At 53.6% G+C, this 22,783-nt stretch carries 21 protein-coding genes and 1 other annotated feature; of the genes, 17 read left to right on the top strand and 4 right to left on the bottom strand.

Features of this window, described 5'->3' with window-relative positions:
• Positions 1 to 65 precede the first annotated feature (65 nt).
• The 4 genes from creA to creD are packed head-to-tail and all read left to right on the top strand — an operon-like array spanning position 66 to position 4,073.
• Entirely contained in the window at positions 66 to 536 is a 471-nt protein-coding gene (gene creA, locus ACJ9N4_RS08730; protein ID WP_182273673.1) for a protein CreA, read from the top strand.
• Between the two features lie 14 nt (positions 537 to 550).
• Entirely contained in the window at positions 551 to 1,240 is a 690-nt protein-coding gene (creB, locus tag ACJ9N4_RS08725; RefSeq protein WP_182273674.1) for a two-component system response regulator CreB, read from the top strand.
• A complete protein-coding gene (creC, locus tag ACJ9N4_RS08720; protein WP_182919377.1) occupies positions 1,240 to 2,664 on the top strand; it encodes a two-component system sensor histidine kinase CreC in 1,425 nt (474 codons plus the stop codon). Before creB ends, creC begins: the two co-directional genes overlap by 1 nt.
• Positions 2,665 to 2,720: 56 nt before the next feature.
• Positions 2,721 to 4,073, top strand: a complete 1,353-nt coding sequence (gene creD / locus ACJ9N4_RS08715) for a cell envelope integrity protein CreD (RefSeq protein WP_182919378.1) — start codon at positions 2,721 to 2,723, stop codon at positions 4,071 to 4,073.
• A 45-nt stretch (positions 4,074 to 4,118) separates the two neighbouring features.
• On the opposite strand, the gene arcA is transcribed toward creD, so the two are convergent.
• Positions 4,119 to 4,835 carry a two-component system response regulator ArcA gene (arcA, locus tag ACJ9N4_RS08710; protein ID WP_003856501.1) on the bottom strand — a complete coding sequence of 239 codons (717 nt, stop codon included), beginning with the start codon at positions 4,833 to 4,835 and terminating at the stop codon, positions 4,119 to 4,121.
• A 95-nt stretch (positions 4,836 to 4,930) separates the two neighbouring features.
• On the opposite strand from arcA, the gene yjjY reads away from it, so the two are divergent.
• From yjjY to ACJ9N4_RS08675, 7 genes are all read left to right on the top strand, one after another.
• Positions 4,931 to 5,071, top strand: coding sequence for a protein YjjY (yjjY, locus tag ACJ9N4_RS08705; RefSeq protein ID WP_001541509.1), 141 nt, complete (start codon positions 4,931 to 4,933; stop codon positions 5,069 to 5,071).
• Between the two features lie 399 nt (positions 5,072 to 5,470).
• Positions 5,471 to 6,157, top strand: coding sequence for a tRNA/rRNA methyltransferase (locus tag ACJ9N4_RS08700; protein ID WP_395121859.1), 687 nt, complete (start codon positions 5,471 to 5,473; stop codon positions 6,155 to 6,157).
• A 211-nt stretch (positions 6,158 to 6,368) separates the two neighbouring features.
• A complete protein-coding gene (gene thrL / locus ACJ9N4_RS08695) occupies positions 6,369 to 6,437 on the top strand; it encodes a thr operon leader peptide (RefSeq protein ID WP_072039575.1) in 69 nt (22 codons plus the stop codon).
• Positions 6,376 to 6,493: a sequence feature (Thr leader region), on the top strand. It overlaps the preceding gene by 62 nt.
• A 24-nt stretch (positions 6,494 to 6,517) precedes the next feature.
• On the top strand, positions 6,518 to 8,980 hold the full coding sequence (thrA, locus tag ACJ9N4_RS08690; protein WP_182919380.1) for a bifunctional aspartate kinase/homoserine dehydrogenase I: 2,463 nt from the start codon (positions 6,518 to 6,520) through the stop codon (positions 8,978 to 8,980).
• A 1-nt stretch (position 8,981) separates the two neighbouring features.
• Positions 8,982 to 9,911: a homoserine kinase gene (gene thrB / locus ACJ9N4_RS08685; RefSeq protein ID WP_182919381.1), complete on the top strand. Its 930-nt coding sequence runs from the start codon at positions 8,982 to 8,984 to the stop codon at positions 9,909 to 9,911.
• A gap of 3 nt (positions 9,912 to 9,914) precedes the next feature.
• Entirely contained in the window at positions 9,915 to 11,201 is a 1,287-nt protein-coding gene (gene thrC / locus ACJ9N4_RS08680) for a threonine synthase (RefSeq protein WP_182273680.1), read from the top strand.
• Positions 11,202 to 11,411: 210 nt separating this feature from the next.
• A complete protein-coding gene (locus tag ACJ9N4_RS08675) occupies positions 11,412 to 11,705 on the top strand; it encodes a DUF2502 domain-containing protein (RefSeq protein ID WP_269475512.1) in 294 nt (97 codons plus the stop codon).
• A 31-nt stretch (positions 11,706 to 11,736) separates the two neighbouring features.
• Here the strand turns inward: ACJ9N4_RS08675 and yaaA are convergent, their stop codons facing one another.
• Together yaaA and ACJ9N4_RS08665 are read right to left on the bottom strand one after the other, a co-directional pair.
• Positions 11,737 to 12,510 carry a peroxide stress protein YaaA gene (gene yaaA / locus ACJ9N4_RS08670; protein ID WP_182273682.1) on the bottom strand — a complete coding sequence of 258 codons (774 nt, stop codon included), beginning with the start codon at positions 12,508 to 12,510 and terminating at the stop codon, positions 11,737 to 11,739.
• 66 nt (positions 12,511 to 12,576) lie between these two features.
• Positions 12,577 to 14,007: an alanine/glycine:cation symporter family protein gene (locus ACJ9N4_RS08665; RefSeq protein WP_196390795.1), complete on the bottom strand. Its 1,431-nt coding sequence runs from the start codon at positions 14,005 to 14,007 to the stop codon at positions 12,577 to 12,579.
• Positions 14,008 to 14,269: 262 nt separating this feature from the next.
• On the opposite strand from ACJ9N4_RS08665, the gene tal reads away from it, so the two are divergent.
• The 3 genes from tal to ACJ9N4_RS08650 all read left to right on the top strand — a co-directional run bounded on the left by tal (position 14,270) and on the right by ACJ9N4_RS08650 (position 17,338).
• Positions 14,270 to 15,223: a transaldolase gene (tal, locus tag ACJ9N4_RS08660; protein ID WP_182273684.1), complete on the top strand. Its 954-nt coding sequence runs from the start codon at positions 14,270 to 14,272 to the stop codon at positions 15,221 to 15,223.
• A gap of 109 nt (positions 15,224 to 15,332) precedes the next feature.
• Positions 15,333 to 15,920, top strand: a complete 588-nt coding sequence (gene mog, locus ACJ9N4_RS08655) for a molybdopterin adenylyltransferase (RefSeq protein WP_182273685.1) — start codon at positions 15,333 to 15,335, stop codon at positions 15,918 to 15,920.
• 116 nt (positions 15,921 to 16,036) lie between these two features.
• The gene (locus tag ACJ9N4_RS08650) at positions 16,037 to 17,338 is read left to right on the top strand and encodes an MFS transporter (protein WP_182273686.1); all 1,302 of its coding nucleotides are present in this window, start codon (positions 16,037 to 16,039) and stop codon (positions 17,336 to 17,338) included.
• 38 nt (positions 17,339 to 17,376) lie between these two features.
• On the opposite strand, the gene satP is transcribed toward ACJ9N4_RS08650, so the two are convergent.
• Positions 17,377 to 17,943 (bottom strand): acetate uptake transporter, encoded by a 567-nt coding sequence (satP, locus tag ACJ9N4_RS08645; RefSeq protein WP_182273687.1) that lies wholly within the window; start codon positions 17,941 to 17,943, stop codon positions 17,377 to 17,379.
• Positions 17,944 to 18,239: 296 nt separating this feature from the next.
• On the opposite strand from satP, the gene dnaK reads away from it, so the two are divergent.
• The 3 genes from dnaK (at position 18,240) to nhaA (ending at position 22,734) form a co-directional block, all read left to right on the top strand.
• A complete protein-coding gene (gene dnaK / locus ACJ9N4_RS08640) occupies positions 18,240 to 20,153 on the top strand; it encodes a molecular chaperone DnaK (protein ID WP_182919383.1) in 1,914 nt (637 codons plus the stop codon).
• Between the two features lie 85 nt (positions 20,154 to 20,238).
• Complete coding sequence (dnaJ, locus tag ACJ9N4_RS08635) at positions 20,239 to 21,384, top strand: molecular chaperone DnaJ (protein WP_182273689.1); 1,146 nt, start codon at positions 20,239 to 20,241, stop codon at positions 21,382 to 21,384.
• A gap of 174 nt (positions 21,385 to 21,558) precedes the next feature.
• A complete protein-coding gene (nhaA, locus tag ACJ9N4_RS08630) occupies positions 21,559 to 22,734 on the top strand; it encodes a Na+/H+ antiporter NhaA (protein ID WP_182919384.1) in 1,176 nt (391 codons plus the stop codon).
• Positions 22,735 to 22,783: the final 49 nt, after the last annotated feature.

Genomic DNA, 22,783 nt, shown 5'->3' with positions numbered 1-22,783 from the left:
CTTGCTACATTTTTATCTAAAGTGTTGAATAATCACCCAGCGTAAATTTAAAGAATGGTAACAATATGAAATACAAGACTTTACTCTTTACCGCGTTGATGTTGATGGTGGGGCGCGTCGCCCAGGCAGAGCAGATCGGCTCCGTCGATACCGTGTTTAAAATGTTTGGTCCGGACCACAAAATCGTGGTGGAGGCGTTTGACGATCCGGACGTGCAAAACGTCACCTGCTACATCAGTCGGGCGAAAACGGGCGGTATTAAAGGCGGTCTGGGGCTGGCGGAAGATACCTCAGACGCGGCCATTTCGTGCCAGCAGGTTGGCCCGGTTGAGCTGAGCGATAAAATCAAAAACGGTAAAGCTCAGGGGGAAGTGGTATTCCAGAAACGGACCTCTCTGGTGTTCAAAAAACTGCAGGTTGTGCGTTTTTACGATGCAAAACGTAACGCTCTGGCATATCTGGCTTACTCCGACAAAGTGGTCGATGGTTCGCCGAAAAACGCGCTGAGTGCAGTGCCGATTATGCCGTGGCATTAATTCAGGGACGAACCATGCAACAACCTGTGGTCTGGCTGGTTGAAGACGAAATCAGCATCGCTGATACGCTGGTCTATATGCTCCAGCAGGAGGGGTTTGCGGTAAAGACGTTTGAACGGGGCTTACCGGTGCTGGAGGAGGCGCGGCGGCAGGTTCCCGCGCTCACCATTCTGGATGTCGGGTTGCCGGATATCAGCGGCTTTGAGCTGTGCCGTCAGTTGCTGGCGCAGCATCCGTCACTGCCGATACTGTTTCTGACAGCGCGCAGTGATGAAGTGGACAAGTTGCTTGGCCTTGAAATGGGGGCGGATGATTACGTCGCCAAACCTTTCTCCCCACGAGAAGTGTGCGCGCGGGTGCGGACAATTTTACGACGGATGCAAAAGTCGGCCGCACCCACAGAGATTGTTCGTATCGGCCAGTTTGAACTGAACGAACCCGCTGCGCGAATTAGCTGGTTTGACGAACCGTTGCCCCTGACCCGCTACGAGTTTTTGCTGCTCAAAACCTTGTTACAGGCACCGGGGCGCGTATTTTCCCGTCAACAGTTAATGGACAAGGTGTGGGGCGAAGACGGCGACAGTTTCGATCGTACCGTGGATACCCACATCAAGACCCTGCGTGCCAAGCTGCGAACGGTGAACGAGACGCTTTCACCCATCAGCACCCATCGGGGTATGGGCTATAGTCTGGGGCTTTATTAATGCGCATTGGGATGCGGTTGTTGTTGGGGTACTTCCTGATTGTGGCTATCGCCGCGTGGTTTGTGCTGTCGATCTTTGTTCAGGAAGTGAAGCCTGGCGTTCGCAGGGCAACCGAGGGCACGCTAATCGATACCGCCACTTTACTGGCCGAAGTGGGGCGTGATGATGTGCTCTCGGGTAATGCGCAACAAGGCAAACTGGCGCAGGCATTTTCACTGCTCCATCAGCACCCTTTTCGCGCCAGTATCGGCGGCATTCAAAAAGTCCGTAACGAGTATCACGTTTACATGACCGATGCGCAGGGCAGGGTGGTGTTTGATTCTGCTGGTCTGGCCGTGGGTAAAGATTACTCGCGATGGAATGATGTCTGGCTGACGCTTCGCGGGGAATACGGGGCACGTAGTACCCAGAGCCGTCCGGGTGATCCAGAGAGCACGGTGATGTATGTTGCTGCGCCCGTTGTGGATCAGGGCAAAATCATTGGTGTGCTCTCTGTGGGGAAACCCAATAGCGCGATGGCACCCGTCATCCACCGTAGTGAGCGACGGATCCTGTGGGCAGGAGGGGCACTGCTCGGTATTGCTTTGCTGATAGGGTTGGTGGTGGCAGCGTGGATCAACCGCTCGATCGGTACCCTCTCGCGCTATGCCGATTCCGTGAGCAATGATATACCTTTGCCGTTACCTGACCCCGGCAGCAGTGAACTGCGCAAACTGGCGCAGGCACTGGAGAACATGCGTATTCGCCTGGAAGGGAAAAACTATATTGAACACTATGTTCACGCCCTCACCCATGAGCTGAAAAGCCCGATCGCGGCCATTCGAGGCGCGGCAGAAATTCTCTCCGAGCAGCCACCGCCGCAGGTGGCCGCGCGGTTTATCGATAATATTCTGGTACAAAATGCGCGCATGCAGTTGCTGGTTGAAAAACTGCTCACCCAGGCGCGGCTTGAAAATCGGGTAGAGATTGTCCCCGCGAGTGTCAGTATCGACACGCTGTTTACGCGACTGAGCGATGCGCGCTCGGCGCTACTGGCAGCTAAAAATATCACGCTGACCTGTGAAAGCACGGCGTTACAGGTGGAGGGGGATGCGGACCTGCTCGAACAGGCGCTGGGTAATTTACTGGATAACGCCATCGACTTTACGCCGCAGGGCGGAGCCATTGAACTGTCGTCCAGAGAGGGGCACAGGCAGGTACAACTGACTGTCACCGATAGCGGAAGTGGGATCCCGGATTATGCGCTTGAGCGTATTTTCGAACGTTTTTATTCGCTTCCGCGTGAGAACGGGTTGAAGAGCAGCGGGCTTGGGCTGGCATTTGTCCAGGAAGTCGCACGTCTGCATCAAGGGGAGATCGGTCTACACAATCGGGAAGAAGGGGGCGTGATTGCCACGCTGACACTTCACCGTCCCTTCACATAACTTCAAACTGACCCCACACAGCCTGGTTACGCTCTCCTCATCACAAAGGAGACGTTATGATGAAATCCCCCCTGTTCTGGAAAGTAAGCACCCTACTGGGGTGCATCCTGCTGCTTTTAGTTCCGTTGTTTATGGTCAGTAACCTGATTTCAGAGCGTGAAAGTTACCGCAACGATGTCGAAAACACGCTTCGTCAAAGTACCAGTGGACCGCAAAAACTGGTCGGTCCGTTGATTGCCATTCCGGTGACGGAGATCTTTTACAAGTTAGAGGATGAGAAGAAGGTCGAATACAAGAAAAGCTATATGCACTTCATTCTGCCAGAAACTCTGCTTGTTGAAGGAAACCAGCACGTAGAGTCCCGCAATATTGGGATCTATGACGGGCAAATCTGGAACACGGATCTGAAGATAAACGCGCAATTTAACACAGAGAAAATGGCGCAACTGAAAGGGGAAACGGTGACCCTGGGGCAGCCGTTTATCGTTGTCGGCGTTGGTGATGCCCGGGGAATTGGCACGGTGAAGGTTGCAAATATCAACGGTGAGACGCCAGACGTAGAGCCGGGTTCAGGCGTATATGGGACGCTTTCCGGTATTCATATCCCGCTGACCGATAAAGCACTTGAGACAAAAACGTTTGCATTCGGGATGTCGCTAAACCTGGCGGGAACCGGTAGTTTTGCGGTTGTCCCGGTGGGACGTAATAGCGAAATGCAGCTTACCAGCAACTGGCCGCATCCGGGCTTTATGGGCGACTATCTGCCGGTGAAACACAAAATTGGTGATTCTGGTTTTCAGGCAAACTGGCAGAGCAGTTGGTTTGCTAACAATATGGAAAGCTGGTTTCATGGCGATGGGTCGCCTGAATGGGCTGAAATCCCGGCCTTTAGCGTGACGGTGGCAACACCTGCCGATCAGTATCAACTGACCGACCGCGCGATTAAGTACGCAATTTTGCTGATTTCACTGACCTTTATGGCTTTCTTTGTTTTCGAGACCTTAACCGGGCTGCGCCTGCACCCGATGCAGTATCTGCTGGTGGGGTTATCGCTGGTGCTGTTCTATCTGGTATTACTGGCGTTGTCTGAGCACGCAGGATTTACCCCCGCCTGGATTATTGCAAGCCTTGTCGGTGCGTTGATGAATAGCGTATACCTGCAGGCAGTGCTGAAAAGCTGGAAACGAAGCGGAATGTTTGTGCTGGCTCTGCTGGGGCTTGATGTGGTGATGTGGTTTCTGCTGCGTTCTGAGGACAGTGCGTTACTGCTGGGTTCCGCTGTCCTTGCAATGGCGCTGTTTGCGGTGATGTATCTGACCCGTCACTTCGACTGGTATTCACTCTCGCAGTCGAAGCGACCGATGCCTCCGGCCAACCCGGATGACGACACAATGCGGATCTGGAAATAAAAAAACGGCGCAAAAGCGCCGTTTTTTTATGGTCTGACTGCGGGATTACTCCTGCAGATCTCCGCAGAAACGGTACCCTTCGCCGTGAATTGTGGCGATGATTTCCGGCGTATCTGGCGTAGATTCGAAATGTTTACGAATACGGCGGATAGTCACGTCTACGGTACGGTCGTGTGGCTTAAGCTCGCGACCGGTCATTTTCTTCAGCAGCTCTGCACGGGACTGAATTTTGCCCGGGTTTTCACAGAAGTGCAGCATCGCGCGGAATTCGCTGCGCGGCAGTTTATACTGCTCACCGTTCGGGCTGATCAGTGAACGGCTATTGATATCAAGTTCCCAGCCGTTGAATTTGTAGCTGTCTACGCTACGACGCTCTTCACTGACCGTGCCCAGGTTCATGGTGCGGGACAGGAGGTTGCGTGCACGAATGGTTAACTCGCGAGGATTAAACGGTTTGGTGATGTAATCATCCGCACCGATTTCCAGACCAAGAATTTTATCAACTTCGTTGTCACGGCCTGTCAGGAACATTAACGCAACGTTCGCCTGTTCACGCAGCTCGCGTGCCAGAAGAAGGCCGTTTTTGCCCGGCAGGTTGATATCCATAATGACCAGGTTGATATCATTTTCAGAAAGGATCTGATGCATCTCTGCGCCATCGGTCGCTTCAAAGACATCGTAGCCTTCTGCTTCGAAAATGCTCTTTAACGTGTTGCGTGTTACCAACTCGTCTTCAACGATAAGAATGTGCGGGGTCTGCATGTTTGCTACCTAAATTGCCAACTAAATCGAAACAGGAAGTACAAAAGTCCCTGACCTGCCTGATACATGTCGCAAATTAACATGACCGGCTTAACGTGACTAAAGTACGTAATTGCGTTCTTGATGCACTTTCCATCAACGTCAACAACATCATTAGCTTGGTCGTGGGTACTTTCCCTTTGGACCCGACAGTGTCAAAAACGGCTGTCATCCTAACCATTTTAACAGCAACATAACAGGCTAAGTGACACCAGACACCCAATAAAACTACGCTTCGTTGACATATATCAAGTTCAATTGTAGCACGTTAACAGTTTGATGAAATCATCGTAGCTGAATGCTAGCCTTTGTCACAAATTTTCAATAAACCAACTAGTTGCGGACATTGATTGATAAACAATACGAATCCAATCATAGAAAGGTATTCATATGGTCATTATCATTATAAAACATAAGGATAATGAGTATTTGTTAACATTCTAACTGATTGTTCAGCCTCAGAATAGTTTAGTATTTTTAATTTATTAAAAAGCGCTATTTCGGTGATTTCTGTTGCAAATTTGTAAATTCGTGCTGCGTAATATGTTGAGACGCATCACATTTTTACCCGCTAACTGATTAAAAAGAGAGCATAAATGCATCTGTCGATTGTACTGGTTGCCCCAGCCAGAGCAGAAAATATAGGCGCTGCGGCGCGCGCCATGAAGACTATGGGTTTTACCGATTTGCGTATTGTCGGGAGCGAGGCACACCTGGAACCCGCGGCCCGTTGGGTGGCACATGGATCGGGTGATATTCTTGATAATATAACCACTTACGACACGCTCGCCGATGCGCTACACGATATTTCTTTTACCGTTGCAACCACGGCGCGCAGCCGGGCGAAGTTTCATTTCTACGCCACACCGGCTGAGCTGGTTCCCGTGTTGCGTGAGAGAAGCCAGTGGTTAACGAAAGCGGCGCTGGTCTTTGGCCGTGAAGATTCTGGATTAACCAACGAAGAACTGGAGCTGGCAGATGTCCTGACCGGTGTGCCGATGGTGGCGGATTATCCGTCTCTTAATCTGGGCCAGGCGGTGATGGTCTATTGCTATCAATTAGCATCTTTAATGCAAACTGCACCCGCTCAGCCGACCGGGACAGATGAGAACCAGCTCGCCGCCTTGCGTGTGCGTGCACAAACGCTGTTAACGCAGCTTGGTGTTGCGGATGACCTCAAAATGGCCGACTGGTTACAACAGCGGCTTGGGCGTCTTGAGCAACGAGACACGGCAATGTTGCACCGTTTGCTGCACGATATTGAAAAAAAATTAGCCGAGTAAAATGCTGTCATATTTTTTTATTATGGCGTAACCGTCTAATGTCGTGAGGTGTATCAGGGGGAATCGGATGAAAATAAATCTGCAAGCAGCGGGACGTGAAAGTGTCCCGAATTGTGATCAAATTAAAAATTAATTGACTTAACGAGCCTGATCCTTTAACCCTAAAAGAATACAGCACAGACAGATAATAATGACAGAGTACACAACATCCATGAAACGCATCAGCATCACCACCATTACTACAACCACCATCATTACCACAGGTAACGATGCGGGCTGACGCGTACAGGAAAAACAGAAAAAAGCCCGCACCCAAACAGTGCGGGCTTTTTTTTCGGCTAAAGGAAATGAGGTAGAACCATGCGAGTGTTGAAGTTCGGCGGTACATCAGTGGCAAATGCGGAACGTTTTCTGCGTGTTGCCGATATCCTGGAGAACAACGCCAGGCAGGGGCAGGTTGCAACCGTGCTCTCTGCTCCGGCGAAAATCACGAACCATCTGGTGGCGATGATTGAAAAAACCATCGGTGGCCAGGATGCACTCCCGAACATTAGCGATGCCGAGCGTATCTTCGCCGAGCTGCTGCAGGGTCTGGCGGAGGCTCAACCCGGCTTCCCGCTTGCACAGCTGAAAACCTTCGTTGAGCAAGAGTTCGCCCACATCAAACACGTTCTGCACGGTATCAGCCTGCTCGGCCAGTGCCCTGACAGCATCAACGCCGCGCTGATCTGCCGTGGTGAGAAACTCTCGATTGCCATCATGGCGGGACTGCTGGAAGCGCGCGGTCATAACGTCACGGTGATCGATCCGGTTGAAAAACTGCTGGCGGTAGGTCACTACCTCGAATCTACGGTCGATATTGCCGAATCGACCCGCCGCATTGCCGCGAGCAAAATCCCGTCTGACCATATGATCCTGATGGCGGGCTTCACCGCCGGAAACGAGAAGGGTGAACTGGTGGTGCTGGGTCGTAACGGCTCTGACTACTCCGCCGCCGTGCTGGCAGCCTGTTTACGTGCAGACTGTTGTGAGATCTGGACTGACGTTGACGGTGTCTATACCTGTGACCCGCGCCAGGTGCCAGACGCCAGACTGCTGAAGTCGATGTCTTATCAGGAAGCGATGGAGCTTTCCTACTTCGGCGCTAAAGTGCTTCACCCTCGTACCATCTCCCCGATTGCGCAGTTCCAGATCCCTTGCCTGATTAAAAATACCGGTAACCCGCAAGCACCAGGTACGCTGATTGGGGCCAGTACCGATGAAGATGGCCTGCCGGTGAAAGGCATTTCTAACCTGAACAATATGGCCATGTTTAGCGTGTCCGGCCCAGGCATGAAAGGGATGGTTGGCATGGCGGCGCGCGTGTTTGCAGCCATGTCCCGCAACGGCATCTCCGTGGTGCTGATCACCCAGTCCTCTTCCGAATACAGCATCAGCTTCTGTGTGCCGCAGGGCGACTGCCTGCGTGCCCGTCGCGCGCTGGAAGAAGAGTTCTACCTGGAGCTGAAAGAAGAGTTGCTGGAGCCGCTCGCCATTCAGGAACGTCTGGCGATCATCTCCGTGGTGGGCGACGGTATGCGCACGCTGCGCGGTATCTCCGCCAAATTCTTTGCCGCGCTGGCGCGGGCCAATATCAACATCGTGGCCATTGCGCAGGGCTCATCCGAACGCTCAATCTCGGTCGTCGTGGATAACGACGACGCGACCACTGGCGTACGCGTGGTGCATCAGATGTTGTTCAACACCGACCAGGTGATTGAGCTGTTCCTGATCGGCGTAGGCGGAGTGGGTGGCGTGTTGCTGGAACAGGTTAAGCGTCAGCAGGAGTGGCTAAAGAAGAAACATATTGATCTGCGCGTCTGCGGAATTGCCAACTCCAAAGCGCTGCTGACCAACGTACATGGCCTGAATCTGGAAAACTGGCAGGCGGAGCTGGACGATGCGAAAGAGCCGTTCAATCTGGGTCGACTGATCCGTCTGGTGAAAGAGTATCACCTGCTTAACCCAGTGATTGTTGACTGTACTTCGAACCAGGCGGTTGCCGATCAGTACGCAGACTTCCTGCGTGAAGGGTTCCACGTGGTCACGCCAAACAAGAAGGCCAACACCTCGTCAATGGCGTACTATCACCAGCTGCGCCTGGCGGCGAGTAAGTCGCGCCGTAAGTTCCTGTATGACACCAACGTGGGGGCGGGCCTGCCGGTTATCGAAAACCTGCAAAACCTGCTGAACGCGGGGGATGAGTTGCAACGTTTCTCCGGTATCCTTTCTGGCTCGCTGTCGTTTATCTTTGGCAAGCTGGATGAGGGAATGAGCCTGTCAGAAGCGACCCGTGCCGCGCGTGAACTGGGCTACACCGAGCCAGACCCGCGTGACGATCTCTCCGGTATGGACGTGGCGCGTAAGCTGTTGATTCTGGCGCGTGAAACCGGTCGTGAGCTGGAGCTCTCGGATATTGTGATTGAGCCGGTACTGCCGGCAGAATTTGATGACAGCGGTGATGTCAGCACCTTTATGGCGAATTTAGGAAAGCTTGACGACCTCTTTGCCGCTCGCGTTGCGAAAGCCCGTGATGAAGGTAAGGTATTGCGCTATGTTGGCAATATTGAAGAAGATGGCGTGTGCCGCGTGAAGATTGCCGAAGTGGATGGCAACGATCCGCTGTTCAAAGTCAAAAACGGCGAAAACGCCCTCGCGTTTTACAGCCACTATTATCAGCCATTGCCGCTGGTGCTTCGCGGTTATGGTGCAGGGAACGATGTTACGGCGGCGGGTGTCTTTGCCGATCTGCTGCGTACCCTGTCATGGAAGTTAGGAGTTTAACATGGTCAAAGTTTATGCCCCGGCTTCCAGCGCCAATATGAGCGTCGGATTCGATGTGCTGGGTGCGGCGGTTACGCCGGTTGATGGTTCACTGCTGGGCGATACGGTAACGGTTGAGGCGGCGGAGAGCTTCAGCCTGAATAATGTGGGCCGTTTTGCCAGCAAACTGCCATCCGACCCACGCGAGAATATCGTATATCAGTGCTGGGAACGCTTCTGTCAGGAGATTGGCAAAAAGGTGCCGGTCACCATGACGCTGGAAAAAAGTATGCCGATTGGCTCTGGTCTGGGTTCCAGCGCCTGCTCCGTGGTCGCCGCACTGGTGGCGATGAACGAACACTGCGGCAAACCACTGAATAATAACCGCCTGCTGGGCTTAATGGGTGAGCTGGAAGGCCGTATCTCCGGCAGCATTCATTACGACAACGTGGCACCGTGCTTCCTCGGCGGCATGCAGTTGATGATTGAAGAAAATGGCATCATTAGCCAGCAGGTGCCAGGGTTTGATGAGTGGCTGTGGGTGCTGGCCTATCCGGGCATTAAAGTGTCCACTGCTGAAGCGCGCGCGATCCTGCCTGCGCAGTATCGTCGTCAGGACTGTATTGCCCACGGGCGTCATCTGGCGGGCTTTATTCATGCCTGCTACACCCGTCAGCCGCAGCTGGCAGCTAAATTGATGAAGGATGTGATTGCCGAACCGTATCGCACTAAGCTGCTGCCAGGCTTTAATGAGGCGCGACAGGCATCAATGGATATCGGTGCGCAGGCGTGCGGCATCTCCGGCTCCGGCCCGACGCTGTTCGCCCTGTGCGACAAACCAGACACTGCGCAGCGCGTGGCGGACTGGCTCTCTAAACACTACCTGCAAAATCAGGAAGGCTTTGTTCATATTTGCCGTCTGGACACGGCAGGCGCACGAGTACTGGGATAACGCATGAAACTCTATAACCTTAAAGATCATAACGAGCAGGTCAGCTTCGCGCAGGCGGTGACTCAGGGGCTGGGCAAAAATCAGGGGCTGTTTTTCCCCCATGACCTGCCGGAATTTCAACTGACGGATATTGATGAACTGCTGAAGCAGGATTTTGTTACCCGCAGCACCAAAATTTTGTCCGCGTTTATCGGCGACGAAATCCCGCAGGAACTGCTGGAAGAGCGCGTACGTGCGGCGTTTGCCTTCCCGGCTCCCGTCAGCCAGGTTGAGCAGGACGTCGGTTGCCTGGAGCTGTTCCACGGCCCAACGCTGGCGTTTAAAGACTTCGGTGGTCGCTTTATGGCGCAGATGCTGACTCACATCAGTGGCGACAAACCGGTAACCATTCTGACGGCTACCTCTGGCGACACCGGTGCAGCCGTTGCCCATGCGTTCTACGGCCTGAAAAATGTCCGCGTGGTGATCCTCTACCCGAAAGGCAAAATCAGCCCGCTGCAGGAAAAACTGTTCTGTACCCTCGGTGGTAACATTGAAACCGTGGCGATCGACGGCGATTTCGACGCCTGCCAGGCGCTGGTCAAGCAGGCCTTCGATGATGAAGAGTTGAAAGTCGCGCTGGGTCTGAATTCTGCGAACTCCATTAACATCAGCCGTCTGCTGGCGCAGATCTGTTACTACTTCGAAGCAGTTGCGCAGTTGCCGCAGGAAGCCCGTAATCAGCTGGTTGTCTCTGTGCCAAGCGGTAACTTTGGTGACCTGACGGCTGGCCTGCTGGCGAAATCTCTGGGTCTGCCGGTGAAACGCTTTATCGCCGCCACCAACGCCAACGACACCGTGCCGCGCTTCCTGAAAGACGGTAAATGGGCACCGAATGCGACGCAGGCGACGCTCTCCAATGCAATGGATGTGAGCCAGCCAAACAACTGGCCGCGTGTGGAAGAGCTGTTCCGCCGTAAGGTCTGGCGTCTGGGCGATCTGGGTTATGCGGCAGTCTCGGATGAAACCACCAAAGACACCATGCGTGAACTGAAAGCGGTGGGGTATACCTCTGAGCCGCATGCGGCAATTGCCTATCGTGCGCTGCGCGATCAGCTCAATCCGGGAGAGTATGGCCTGTTCCTGGGGACTGCCCATCCGGCTAAGTTTAAAGAGAGCGTAGAGGCGATCCTCGGTGAAACGCTGCCGCTGCCAAAAGAACTGGCAGACCGTGCTGATCTGCCGCTGCTGTCTCACGAACTGCCAGCGGATTTTGCTGCATTACGTAAGTTGATGATGACCCGCGGGTAATGTCGACGAATACTGTAAGCCGGGTCAGGCGCAGCCGCCACCCGGCTTTTTTTATGGAGAAATTAAGGAGAAAAAAAGCAGGGAAAATGCAGAAATTCCCAATAAATGCGGTCACTTAGAGATTAGGATTGCAGAGAATAACATCCCCCGTTCCCCTCACGTAATCTCCTGACATCGGCCCACGTTGGGCAAGATTAAAAGGAGTCACCTGTGTCTAAACTGAAACCTGCTCTGCTGGCTCTTTCGCTGATGCTGCTCGCTCCCCTGGCGGTACAGGCTGCTGAGATTACCCTCGTTCCTGCGGTAAAACTGCAGATTGGCGATCAGGATAATCGTGGCCACTACTGGGATGGCGACCACTGGCGCGACCATGACTGGTGGAGGGCGCATTATGAATGGCGCGATAACCGCTGGCATCCACATGATGAATATCGCGATCATGACGAACGTCATGACGACCACCGCGACGACCACCGTCCGGGGCCTGAATGGAAGCATCACTAATGCAAACCCCGCCAGTGGGCGGGGTTTTGTTTTACTGCTCGTGGCGCTTAAACACCAGCTCACCTTTCCCCGACGCTTCTTCGTCAAAGAAATAACCTTCACTGTTAAATCCGGTGAGTTGCTCCGGCTTCGTCAGGCGGTTCTGAATAATGAAGCGGCTCATCAGGCCACGCGCTTTTTTGGCATAGAAGCTGATGACCTTAAACTTACCGTTTTTCTCATCGAGGAAGACGGGCTTGATGATTTCCGCATCCAGCTTTTTCGGCTTCACGGATTTGTAGTATTCGTCGGACGCCAGGTTGATCACCACGTTATCGCCCTGCGCGTGCAGCGCTGCATTTAACGTGTCGGTGATGATATCGCCCCAGAAATGGTACAGATCTTTGCCTTTGGCGTTTTCCAGGCGGATACCCATTTCCAGACGGTAGGGCTGCATCAGATCCAGCGGACGCAGGACACCATACAAACCCGACAGCATACGCAGATGCTGCTGGGCAAAATCAAAGTCGGCTTCGCTGAACTCTTCTGCCTGCAGGCCGGTATAGACATCGCCTTTAAAGGCCAGAATGGCCTGGCGTGCGTTGGTCGGCGTGAAGTCCGGGTGCCACTCATGGAAGCGGGTCGCGTTAAGATCGGCGAGTTTATCGCTGATGCTCATCAGTGAAGCAATTTGTGGTGCGGAGAGTTTGCGCGCTTCATGGATCAGCTGTTGCGAATAGTCCAGCAATTCGGGCTGGGTATAGCGCCCGGTGGCGAGCGGGCTCTGGTAGTCGAGCGTTTTTGCAGGTGAAATAAGAATCAGCATATCCAGTCCTTGCAGGAAATTTAGAGCGACTTTAGCAAAAAATCGCCCTGAATTGATCGATAGCTGTTATTGCCGCGGCAAATCATCCCATGCGTCGGGCGCGATTTGCGATGCAATATCCGGATAACGTGAGACGTTAAACACCGGTTTAACGCCAAGCTTGCGCTGGCGAAGATAATCCCGGGCAATAAGGGTCACAACCGGAGAAAGCAGCAAAATCGCCGTCAGGTTAGTGATCGCCATCAGCGCCATAATGACATCCGCCAGTTGCCAGACCAGCGGCATGCTGAGCAGGGAACCGGCCATCACCATCAGTATCACCCCCAGGCGCAGTAGCCTGAGCATATTCCGGGAGTCTAGCTTCAGGAAGATGAGGTTGTTTTCGGCATAAACGTAGTTCACCACAATCGAGCTAAAGGCGAACAGACTGACGATAAGCGAGACAAAACCGGCTCCCCAGCTACCGGTAAGATTGACCAGCGCCTCCTGAACCAGCTGTATTCCGGCCGTTCCGGATGAATGAGAAAGAGGGCCAGCCAGCAGCACAATCATGGCGCTGGCGGAACAGATCATCATGGTATCCGTAAACACGCCAATCATCTGCACAATACCTTGTGCGGCAGGGTGGGGAGGCCACGATGCGGCGGTGGCTGCGGCATTGGGTGTTGAGCCCATTCCCGCTTCGTTCGAGAACATTCCCCGCTGAAAACCAGCCGTAAGCGCCTGGCTGACGGTGTAACCCAGCGCACCAGAGGCTGCTTCTCGCCAGCCAAAGGCGCTCCTGAAGATGGTGGCGATGACATCCGGCAACAGGTTGATGTTCATGAAGGTGACGAAGAGACTGGTGCTCACCCACAGTAACGCCATGACGGGTACCAGCCACTGCATCAGGCGCGCAATGCCTTTAAGCCCCGTGGAGATAGCCAGCAGGGCGAAAGCGGCTAACGTGGCACCGGTTATCCACTCCGGGCACTGAAACGCATAGCGCATCGCATGGGCAACGGAGTTTGCCTGAACGGTATTGAAAATAAGGCCGTAAGCGATGAGTAAAAAGAGTGAGAACAGGACGCCCATCCAGCGCATCCCCAGTCCCCTGGCCATATACCAGGCTGGGCCACCGCGGAACTGACCGTTCTTGTCCTTTTCTTTGTAGAGCTGTGCGAGTGAACATTCGGCAAACGATGTGGCCATGCCGATGATTGCCGAAATCCACATCCAGAAGATGGCTCCCGGGCCACCGGCGCTGATGGCAAGCGCAACGCCCGCCAGGTTACCGCTGCCGACGCGCGCCGCAAGGCTGGTACAGAGTGCCTGAAATGACGTTAATCCGCCGGGTTGCGGAGAGAGGCTGTTTTTCAGACTTTTGCCAAACTTGCGAATATAACGAAACTGGATAAAACCACTGCGTAGCGTGAACCATATACCTGCCCCAAGCAGCAGATATATCATTATCGAACCCCAGAGGATTTCATTGATAAACGAGAAAAAATCAGGCATTAACGTCCCTCTTGTTGATGCCAGGGTGAATATGTAAGCGTTACCACTGATTGCGCATGCTGTTACTTAGCGGCCTGTTAATATTGTGAGTTTATCATACTATGGCTAAGCGCACTGTCTGCGGTTGCGCTACCCCTCCGTCGTGTTATCATCAGGGCAGACCGGTTACACCCCCCTAACAAGTAAACCTGTCATTTTTCCGCTGCAGGCTTACTGTCGGTAGCGTGAATTATCCAGGGCACGTTAAAAGAGAAATACTATCATGACGGATAAATTGACCTCCCTTCGTCAGTTCACCACTGTCGTAGCTGACACCGGAGATATCGCGGCAATGAAGTTGTACCAGCCGCAGGATGCCACAACTAACCCTTCTCTGATCCTTAACGCCGCACAGATCCCTGAGTATCGCAAACTGATCGACGACGCTGTGACCTGGGCGAAAGCGCAGAGTAACGATCGTGCGCAGCAGGTTGTGGATGCAACTGACAAACTGGCAGTGAATATCGGTCTGGAAATCCTGAAACTGGTTCCTGGCCGTATCTCTACCGAAGTTGATGCGCGTCTGTCCTACGACACCGAAGCGTCTATTGCTAAAGCAAAACGTCTGATCAAAATGTACAACGATGCGGGTATCAGCAATGACCGTATCCTGATCAAACTGGCTTCTACCTGGCAGGGCATCCGCGCTGCAGAACAGCTGGAAAAAGACGGTATCAACTGTAACCTGACCCTGCTGTTCTCCTTCGCGCAGGCGCGTGCATGCGCAGAAGCAGGCGTATACCTGATTTCTCCGTTCGTGGGCCGTATTCTGGACTGGTACAAAGCCAACACCGACAAGAAAGAGTACGCACCTGCAGAAGATCCAGGCGTGGTTTCTGTTACTGAAATCTACGAATACTACAAACAGCACGGCTATGAGACTGTTGTTATGGGCGCAAGCTTCCGTAACGTTGGTGAAATCATCGAGCTGGCTGGCTGTGACCGCCTGACCATCGCACCTGCACTGCTGAAAGAGCTGTCTGAAAGCGCAGGCGCAATCGAGCGTAAACTGTCCTACACCGGTGAAGTGAAAGCACGCCCAGAGCGCATCACTGAATCTGAGTTCCTGTGGCAGCACAACCAGGATCCAATGGCGGTAGACAAACTGGCGGACGGTATCCGTAAGTTTGCTGTTGACCAGGGCAAACTGGAAAAAATGATCGGCGACCTGCTGTAATCATTCTGCGTGACCGGGTTCCCGGTCACGCTACTTCTTTCGTACTCTGTCTGTCTTTCCCCTCTGCGTGTATCATTCCCTTTAACTGCATTATTTGAATGGAATGGATATGAATACCTTACGCATCGGCTTAGTGTCGATTTCTGACCGCGCCTCCAGCGGTGTTTATCAGGATAAAGGCCTCCCTGCTCTGGAAGAGTGGCTGGGCAGTGCGCTGACCACCCCGTTTGAAATTCAGACCCGCTTGATCCCGGACGAGCAGCCGATCATCGAGCAGACGCTGTGTGAGCTGGTGGACGAAATGAGCTGCCACCTGGTGCTGACCACCGGGGGAACCGGGCCTGCACGCCGCGACGTGACGCCGGATGCCACGCTGGCGATTGCCGATCGCGAAATGCCGGGCTTTGGCGAGCAGATGCGCCAGATCAGTCTACACTTTGTTCCGACCGCCATCCTCTCCCGCCAGGTCGGTGTGATCCGCAAACAGGCGTTGATCCTGAACCTGCCAGGTCAGCCGAAGTCGATCAAAGAGACGCTGGAAGGGCTTAAAGCCGCCGATGGCAGCGTGATCGTGCACGGGATTTTCGCAAGTGTACCGTATTGTATACAGTTGCTGGATGGCCCGTATGTGGAAACCGACGACAAAGTGGTAGCAGCATTTCGCCCTAAAAGCGCACGGCGCGAGACAATATCCTGAAATTAATTGATATGTGACATTCGTCGTATCAGCCATAGCGTGCGTAACATTTTACGGTATAGTAATTTTTTCTTTACGATTGCTGTAAAAATATAAAAACGCCTGAAAGGTACGCTATGTCACATTCTCCCCGCCCTCTGAATCGACAGGACTACAAAACGCTTACGCTCGCGGCCTTAGGCGGCGCGCTGGAGTTTTACGATTTCATCATTTTCGTCTTCTTCGCCGCCGTGGTGGGCGCGCTTTTCTTCCCGGCGGATATCCCGGAGTGGCTGCGCCAGGTGCAGACCTTCGGCATTTTTGCTGCCGGGTATCTGGCTCGTCCACTGGGTGGCATTGTAATGGCGCATTTTGGCGACATGGTCGGGCGTAAGAAGATGTTTACCCTCAGTATTCTGCTGATGGCCGTGCCGACGCTGGCTATTGGTCTGCTGCCAACCTATGCCACGGCAGGCATCTTTGCCCCGTTACTGCTGTTGCTGATGCGCATTCTTCAGGGGGCGGCAATTGGCGGTGAAGTGCCGGGGGCCTGGGTGTTTGTGTCTGAACATGTTCCGGTGCGCCGCATGGGTATTGCCTGTGGAACCTTAACCGCGGGGCTGACCGTCGGGATCTTGCTGGGTTCAGTGGTGGCAACCATCGTGAATACCAGCATGACGCAACAGGCCGTGCATGAGTGGGGCTGGCGTATTCCGTTCCTGCTGGGCGGGGCGTTTGGCCTGGTGGCGATGTATTTGCGCCGCTGGTTGCAGGAGACGCCCGTTTTCCTCGAAATGCAGCAACGCAAGGCGCTGGCGCAGGAACTACCGGTAAAAGCGGTTGTGCTGCGCCACAAGAAAGCGGTGGTGGTGTCGATGCTCCTCACCTGGCTGCTGTCGGCAGGCATCGTGGTTGTTATTTTGATGTCCCCTGTCTGGCTGCAAAAACAGTATGGCTTCGCGCCAGCGGTGACGTTACAGGCAAACAGCATTGCGACCATTATGCTCTGTTTCGGTTGTCTGGCCGCCGGGCTGGCAATTGACCGTATTGGAGCCAGCCTGACCTTTATTATTGGAAGCCTGCTGCTGGCAGCATCAAGCTGGGCGTTCTACCACCTTGCGGGCAGCCATCCTGAACAGCTATTCCTGCTGTACGGTGTGGTGGGGTTGTGCGTGGGGGTTGTCGGCGCAGTACCGTACGTGATGGTACGCGCATTCCCGCCGGAGGTCCGTTTCACCGGTATTTCTTTCTCGTATAACGTCTCGTATGCCATTTTTGGTGGACTGACGCCGATTGTCGTCACCGTGTTGATGGGGGTCTCACCGATGGCTCCTGCCTGGTATGTGCTGGCGCTTTCGCTGATGGGGCTGGCATTAGGAATATGGTTCTATCGCCCTTCGGCGCAACAGTTGCATGGGGCAGAAAAGCAGGGGATATGACAGAAATGACGTGCCTGCGCAGGCAGGCACGTTAAAGATTAGTGTTTTTCACCAATCGGCAGAATGGTGCAGCCGAACTGTTCGTTCAGCACTTCGCCCATTGCCAGGTAGATCGCGCTTGCGCCACACACCAGACCAATCCAGCCTGCCACGTGAACAATGCCTTCGTTATCCACCAGATGGCCAACAGCCAGCAGGGCGAACAGCACGGTCAGGCTCAGGAAGACGAACTGCAGTGCTCGGTTCGCTTTCAGAGTACCGAAGAACATGAACAGGGTGAAGACACCCCACAGGCCCAGGTAGACGCCCAGGAAGTGCGCGTTTGCGGCTTCTGCCAGACCCATTTTAGGCATCAGCAGAATGGCAACCAGGGTCAGCCAGAAAGAACCGTAAGAGGTAAAGGCAGTTAAACCGAAGGTGTTGCCTTTCTTATATTCCAGCAGGCCCGCGAAGATTTGTGCGATACCGCCGTAAAAAATGCCCATCGCCAGGATAATGCCGTCCATCGGGAACATCCCGATGTTGTGCAGGTTCAGCAGGATAGTGGTCATGCCAAAACCCATCAGGCCCAGCGGAGCCGGATTAGCCAACTTAGTGTTGCCCATAAGTCCTCAGAAAAATCATCATTAATATGGTGAAATGGTGAATCCCGCGTCAATTCTCCCTGACGGGGCGCGGCATCATAATGGGCGCAATCGATGCCGTCTATGATCTCATCGGGGTGAAATTAAAAAATTTTTTATCCCTCCCCCTTGATGGATGCCGTTGCGACCCCATCTTGTAAGCAACCGCAGTGTGTGGACCTGAAAAAAATCAAATCTGGGCAGTTGAAAAAGCACGTTCTGCCCTTATTACAGGTACACAACCACATGTTGACTGAATTTTTAGTGGAGACGTTTAGATGGGTAAAATTATTGGTATCGACCTGGGTACTACCAACTCTTGTGTAGCGATTATGGATGGCACTACTGCACGCGTGCTGGAGAACGCCGAGGGCGATCGCACCACGCCTTCTATCATTGCTTATACCCAGGATGGTGAAACTCTGGTTGGTCAGCCGGCTAAACGTCAGGCAGTGACAAACCCGCAAAATACCCTGTTTGCGATTAAACGCCTGATTGGCCGCCGCTTCCAGGACGAAGAAGTTCAGCGTGACGTTTCTATCATGCCTTACAAAATCATTGCTGCAGATAACGGCGATGCATGGCTTGATGTGAAAGGCACCAAAACTGCACCACCGCAGATCTCTGCAGAAGTGCTGAAAAAAATGAAGAAAACGGCTGAAGATTATCTGGGTGAGCCAGTAACTGAAGCGGTTATCACCGTTCCTGCATACTTCAACGATGCTCAGCGTCAGGCAACTAAAGATGCCGGCCGTATCGCAGGTCTGGAAGTAAAACGTATCATCAACGAACCAACCGCTGCTGCACTGGCTTACGGTCTGGATAAAGAAGTTGGTAACCGTACTATCGCGGTTTACGACCTGGGTGGTGGTACCTTCGATATCTCTGTTATCGAAATCGACGAAGTTGACGGTGAAAAAACCTTCGAAGTTCTGGCAACCAACGGTGATACCCACCTGGGCGGTGAAGACTTCGATACCCGTCTGATCAACTACCTCGTTGACGAGTTCAAGAAAGATCAGGGCATTGACCTGCGTAACGACCCGCTGGCCATGCAGCGCCTGAAAGAAGCCGCTGAGAAAGCGAAGATCGAACTGTCTTCTGCTCAGCAGACCGACGTGAATCTGCCGTACATCACTGCAGACGCGACCGGTCCAAAACACATGAACATCAAAGTGACCCGTGCAAAACTGGAAAGCCTGGTAGAAGACCTGGTGAACCGTTCTATCGAGCCACTGAAAGTTGCACTGCAGGACGCTGGTCTGTCCGTATCTGACATCCAGGACGTTATCCTGGTAGGTGGTCAGACCCGTATGCCAATGGTTCAGAAGAAAGTGGCTGAGTTCTTTGGTAAAGAGCCACGTAAAGACGTTAACCCGGACGAAGCGGTAGCAATTGGTGCTGCGGTTCAGGGTGGCGTGCTGACCGGTGAAGTGAAAGACGTATTGCTGCTGGACGTTACCCCGCTGTCTCTGGGTATCGAAACCATGGGCGGTGTGATGACTGCGCTCATCAACAAAAACACCACCATCCCAACGAAACACAGCCAGGTGTTCTCTACCGCTGAAGACAACCAGTCTGCGGTAACCATCCATGTGATTCAGGGTGAGCGTAAACGTGCGTCTGATAACAAGTCTCTGGGTCAGTTCAACCTGGACGGTATCAACCCGGCACCACGCGGCATGCCGCAGATCGAAGTGACCTTCGATATCGATGCTGACGGTATCCTGCACGTGTCTGCAAAAGACAAAAACAGCGGTAAAGAGCAGAAGATCACCATCAAGGCATCTTCTGGCCTGAACGAAGCTGAAATCGAAAAAATGGTTCGTGATGCCGAAGCTAACGCGGAATCCGACCGTAAGTTCGAAGAGCTGGTTCAGACCCGTAACCAGGGTGACCATCTGCTGCACAGCACCCGTAAGCAGGTTGAAGAAGCAGGCGATAAACTGCCGGCGGAAGACAAAACGGCTATCGAAGCTGCACTGAGCGCGCTGGAAACGTCTCTGAAAGGCGAAGACAAAGCGGACATCGAAGCGAAGATGCAGGCGCTGGCACAGGCTTCCCAGAAGCTGATGGAAATCGCTCAGCAGCAGCATGCTCAACAGCAGGCAGGCGCTGACGCATCTGCGAACAACGCGAAAGACGACGATGTTGTCGACGCTGAGTTCGAAGAAGTGAAAGACAAAAAATAATCGCCCTTTGAACGGGTAATTACTGGCACGGGCGAAGAGGTTTCCTCTCCGCCCGTGCACGCATGTTAGGGGCAGATAAAATAAGATGGCGAAGCTTGATTATTACGAGATTTTAGGCGTTTCCAAAACAGCGGAAGAGCGTGAAATCAAAAAGGCGTATAAGCGCCTGGCCATGAAATATCACCCGGATCGCAATCAGGGTGATAAAGAGGCTGAAGCTAAATTCAAAGAGATCAAAGAAGCCTACGAAATCCTGACCGATGCACAAAAACGTGCGGCTTATGATCAGTACGGTCACGCAGCCTTTGAACAGGGCGGCATGGGCGGCGGTGGATTCGGTGGCGGCGGCTTTGGCGGCGGTGCTGATTTCAGCGATATCTTTGGCGATGTGTTCGGCGACATCTTCGGCGGTGGCCGTGGTCGTCAACGCGCCGCGCGCGGTGCAGACCTGCGCTACAACATGGATCTGACTCTGGAAGAGGCCGTTCGCGGCGTCACCAAAGAGATCCGTATCCCGACGCTGGAAGAGTGTGACGTTTGCCACGGCAGCGGCGCGAAAGCAGGGACGCAGCCACAAACCTGTCCAACCTGTCACGGTTCCGGCCAGGTGCAGATGCGTCAGGGTTTCTTTGCGGTACAGCAGGCCTGTCCACACTGTCATGGTCGCGGTACGCTGATTAAAGATCCGTGCACCAAATGCCACGGTCACGGTCGCGTTGAGAAAACCAAAACCCTGTCCGTTAAAATTCCGGCGGGTGTTGATACGGGCGACCGTATTCGTCTGGCTGGCGAAGGCGAAGCGGGTGAGCACGGCGCACCGGCGGGCGATCTGTACGTCCAGGTTCAGGTGAAACAGCACGCGATCTTTGAGCGTGAAGGTAACAACCTGTACTGCGAAGTGCCAATCAACTTCGCCATGGCGGCTCTCGGCGGCGAAATCGAAGTGCCAACGCTGGATGGTCGCGTAAACCTGAAAGTGCCTGGTGAAACCCAGACGGGCAAGCTGTTCCGCATGCGCGGTAAAGGCGTGAAATCCGTTCGCGGTGGTGCGCAGGGCGACCTGTTGTGCCGCGTCGTGGTGGAAACCCCGGTTGGCCTGAACGACAAGCAGAAGCAACTGCTGAAAGAGCTGCAGGAGAGCTTCGGCGGTCCGACGGGTGAGAAAAATAGCCCGCGTTCCAAAAGCTTCTTCGATGGTGTTAAAAAATTCTTCGATGATTTGACTCGCTAATCCGTTAGCCGGTTTTCATCCCCAAAAAGCCCGGAAGCGATTCCGGGCTTTTTCTGTTTATGGGTATTGCTCGGTAAAACTGATTATATACTCAATATTAATCTGTTTTTGCCGAGCTATCTGGCTTGGTACTATGGTTTTATCGAGGTATTGTTGTAAAAAGAGAGAACTAAAGTGAAATTACTACACCGTTTCTTTAGCAGTGAAGCGTCCGGCGGGGTCATCCTGATTATCGCCGCTGCGGCCGCGATGGTGCTGGCTAACTTAGGCGTCACGCGCGATTTCTATCATGCGTTTCTGGAAACCCCCGTCGAGCTGAAAGTTGGCGCGCTGGAAATTCACAAGAACATGCTGCTGTGGATCAATGATGCACTGATGGCAGTGTTCTTCCTGCTGGTAGGGCTTGAGGTTAAACGTGAGCTGGTGCTGGGGTCGCTTGCCAGCCGTCAGCGTGCGGCGTTTCCGGTCATTGCCGCCATTGGCGGGATGGTGGTTCCGGCGTTGCTCTTCCTGGCGTTTACCTGGCAGGATCCGGTGGCTCGCGACGGCTGGGCGATCCCGGCAGCAACGGATATCGCGTTTGCACTCGGGGTGCTGGCCTTACTGGGAAGCCGCGTGCCGGTAGCCCTGAAAATCTTCCTGATGGCGCTGGCGATCATTGATGACCTGGGCGCTATTGTGATTATTGCGCTGTTCTATACCAGTGAGCTGTCAATTCTGTCGCTGAGCGTGGCGGCAGGTGCCATTGCAGTGCTGGCACTGCTGAATATTTTCAACGTCCGCCGTATTGGTATCTACGTACTGGTGGGTATGGTGCTGTGGACGGCGGTGCTGAAATCCGGTGTGCATGCCACGCTGGCAGGCGTGATCGTCGGTTTCTTCGTGCCGCTTAAGCCGCAGGATGGCAAATCACCCGCCAAACAGCTGGAGCATGTGCTTCACCCGTGGGTGGCCTTTATGATCCTGCCGCTGTTTGCTTTTGCCAACGCGGGTGTATCTCTGGAAGGGGTGACGCTGGAAGGGCTGACGTCGATGCTGCCACTGGGCATCATTGCCGGGCTGTTTATCGGTAAACCACTGGGGATTAGCCTGTTCTGCTGGCTGGCGCTGAAACTGAAGATGGCGTCATTGCCGCACGGCACCACGTTTAAGCAGATTATGGCGGTGGGTGTGCTATGCGGAATTGGATTTACCATGTCGATCTTTATCTCGACGCTGGCGTTTGGTGCGCATGCCCCTGAACTGATTGTCTGGGCGAAACTGGGCATCTTAATCGGGTCATTACTGGCCGCGGTAATAGGGTATACGTTATTGAAGGTAAAATTGTCCGGACAGGTTGTCCAGGCATAACAGGATACCGGGAGAAGGGGAGCCTTCTCCCGATACACTCTCAGGGAGC

This window comes from Enterobacter sp. LM3 (genome assembly GCF_046622475.1).
Classification (GTDB): Bacteria; Pseudomonadota; Gammaproteobacteria; order Enterobacterales; family Enterobacteriaceae; genus Enterobacter; species Enterobacter cloacae_P.
This window is presented reverse-complemented; position numbering and strand designations above follow the sequence as displayed.

Coding starts and splice junctions, on each gene's coding strand:
- creA (WP_182273673.1), top strand. CDS start 66: ATGAAATACAAGACTTTACTCTTTACCGCGTTGATGTTGATGGTGGGG.
- creB (WP_182273674.1), top strand. CDS start 551: ATGCAACAACCTGTGGTCTGGCTGGTTGAAGACGAAATCAGCATCGCT.
- creC (WP_182919377.1), top strand. CDS start 1,240: ATGCGCATTGGGATGCGGTTGTTGTTGGGGTACTTCCTGATTGTGGCT.
- creD (WP_182919378.1), top strand. CDS start 2,721: ATGATGAAATCCCCCCTGTTCTGGAAAGTAAGCACCCTACTGGGGTGC.
- arcA (WP_003856501.1), bottom strand. CDS start 4,835: ATGCAGACCCCGCACATTCTTATCGTTGAAGACGAGTTGGTAACACGC.
- ACJ9N4_RS08700 (WP_395121859.1), top strand. CDS start 5,471: ATGCATCTGTCGATTGTACTGGTTGCCCCAGCCAGAGCAGAAAATATA.
- thrA (WP_182919380.1), top strand. CDS start 6,518: ATGCGAGTGTTGAAGTTCGGCGGTACATCAGTGGCAAATGCGGAACGT.
- thrB (WP_182919381.1), top strand. CDS start 8,982: ATGGTCAAAGTTTATGCCCCGGCTTCCAGCGCCAATATGAGCGTCGGA.
- thrC (WP_182273680.1), top strand. CDS start 9,915: ATGAAACTCTATAACCTTAAAGATCATAACGAGCAGGTCAGCTTCGCG.
- yaaA (WP_182273682.1), bottom strand. CDS start 12,510: ATGCTGATTCTTATTTCACCTGCAAAAACGCTCGACTACCAGAGCCCG.
- ACJ9N4_RS08665 (WP_196390795.1), bottom strand. CDS start 14,007: ATGCCTGATTTTTTCTCGTTTATCAATGAAATCCTCTGGGGTTCGATA.
- tal (WP_182273684.1), top strand. CDS start 14,270: ATGACGGATAAATTGACCTCCCTTCGTCAGTTCACCACTGTCGTAGCT.
- mog (WP_182273685.1), top strand. CDS start 15,333: ATGAATACCTTACGCATCGGCTTAGTGTCGATTTCTGACCGCGCCTCC.
- ACJ9N4_RS08650 (WP_182273686.1), top strand. CDS start 16,037: ATGTCACATTCTCCCCGCCCTCTGAATCGACAGGACTACAAAACGCTT.
- satP (WP_182273687.1), bottom strand. CDS start 17,943: ATGGGCAACACTAAGTTGGCTAATCCGGCTCCGCTGGGCCTGATGGGT.
- dnaK (WP_182919383.1), top strand. CDS start 18,240: ATGGGTAAAATTATTGGTATCGACCTGGGTACTACCAACTCTTGTGTA.
- dnaJ (WP_182273689.1), top strand. CDS start 20,239: ATGGCGAAGCTTGATTATTACGAGATTTTAGGCGTTTCCAAAACAGCG.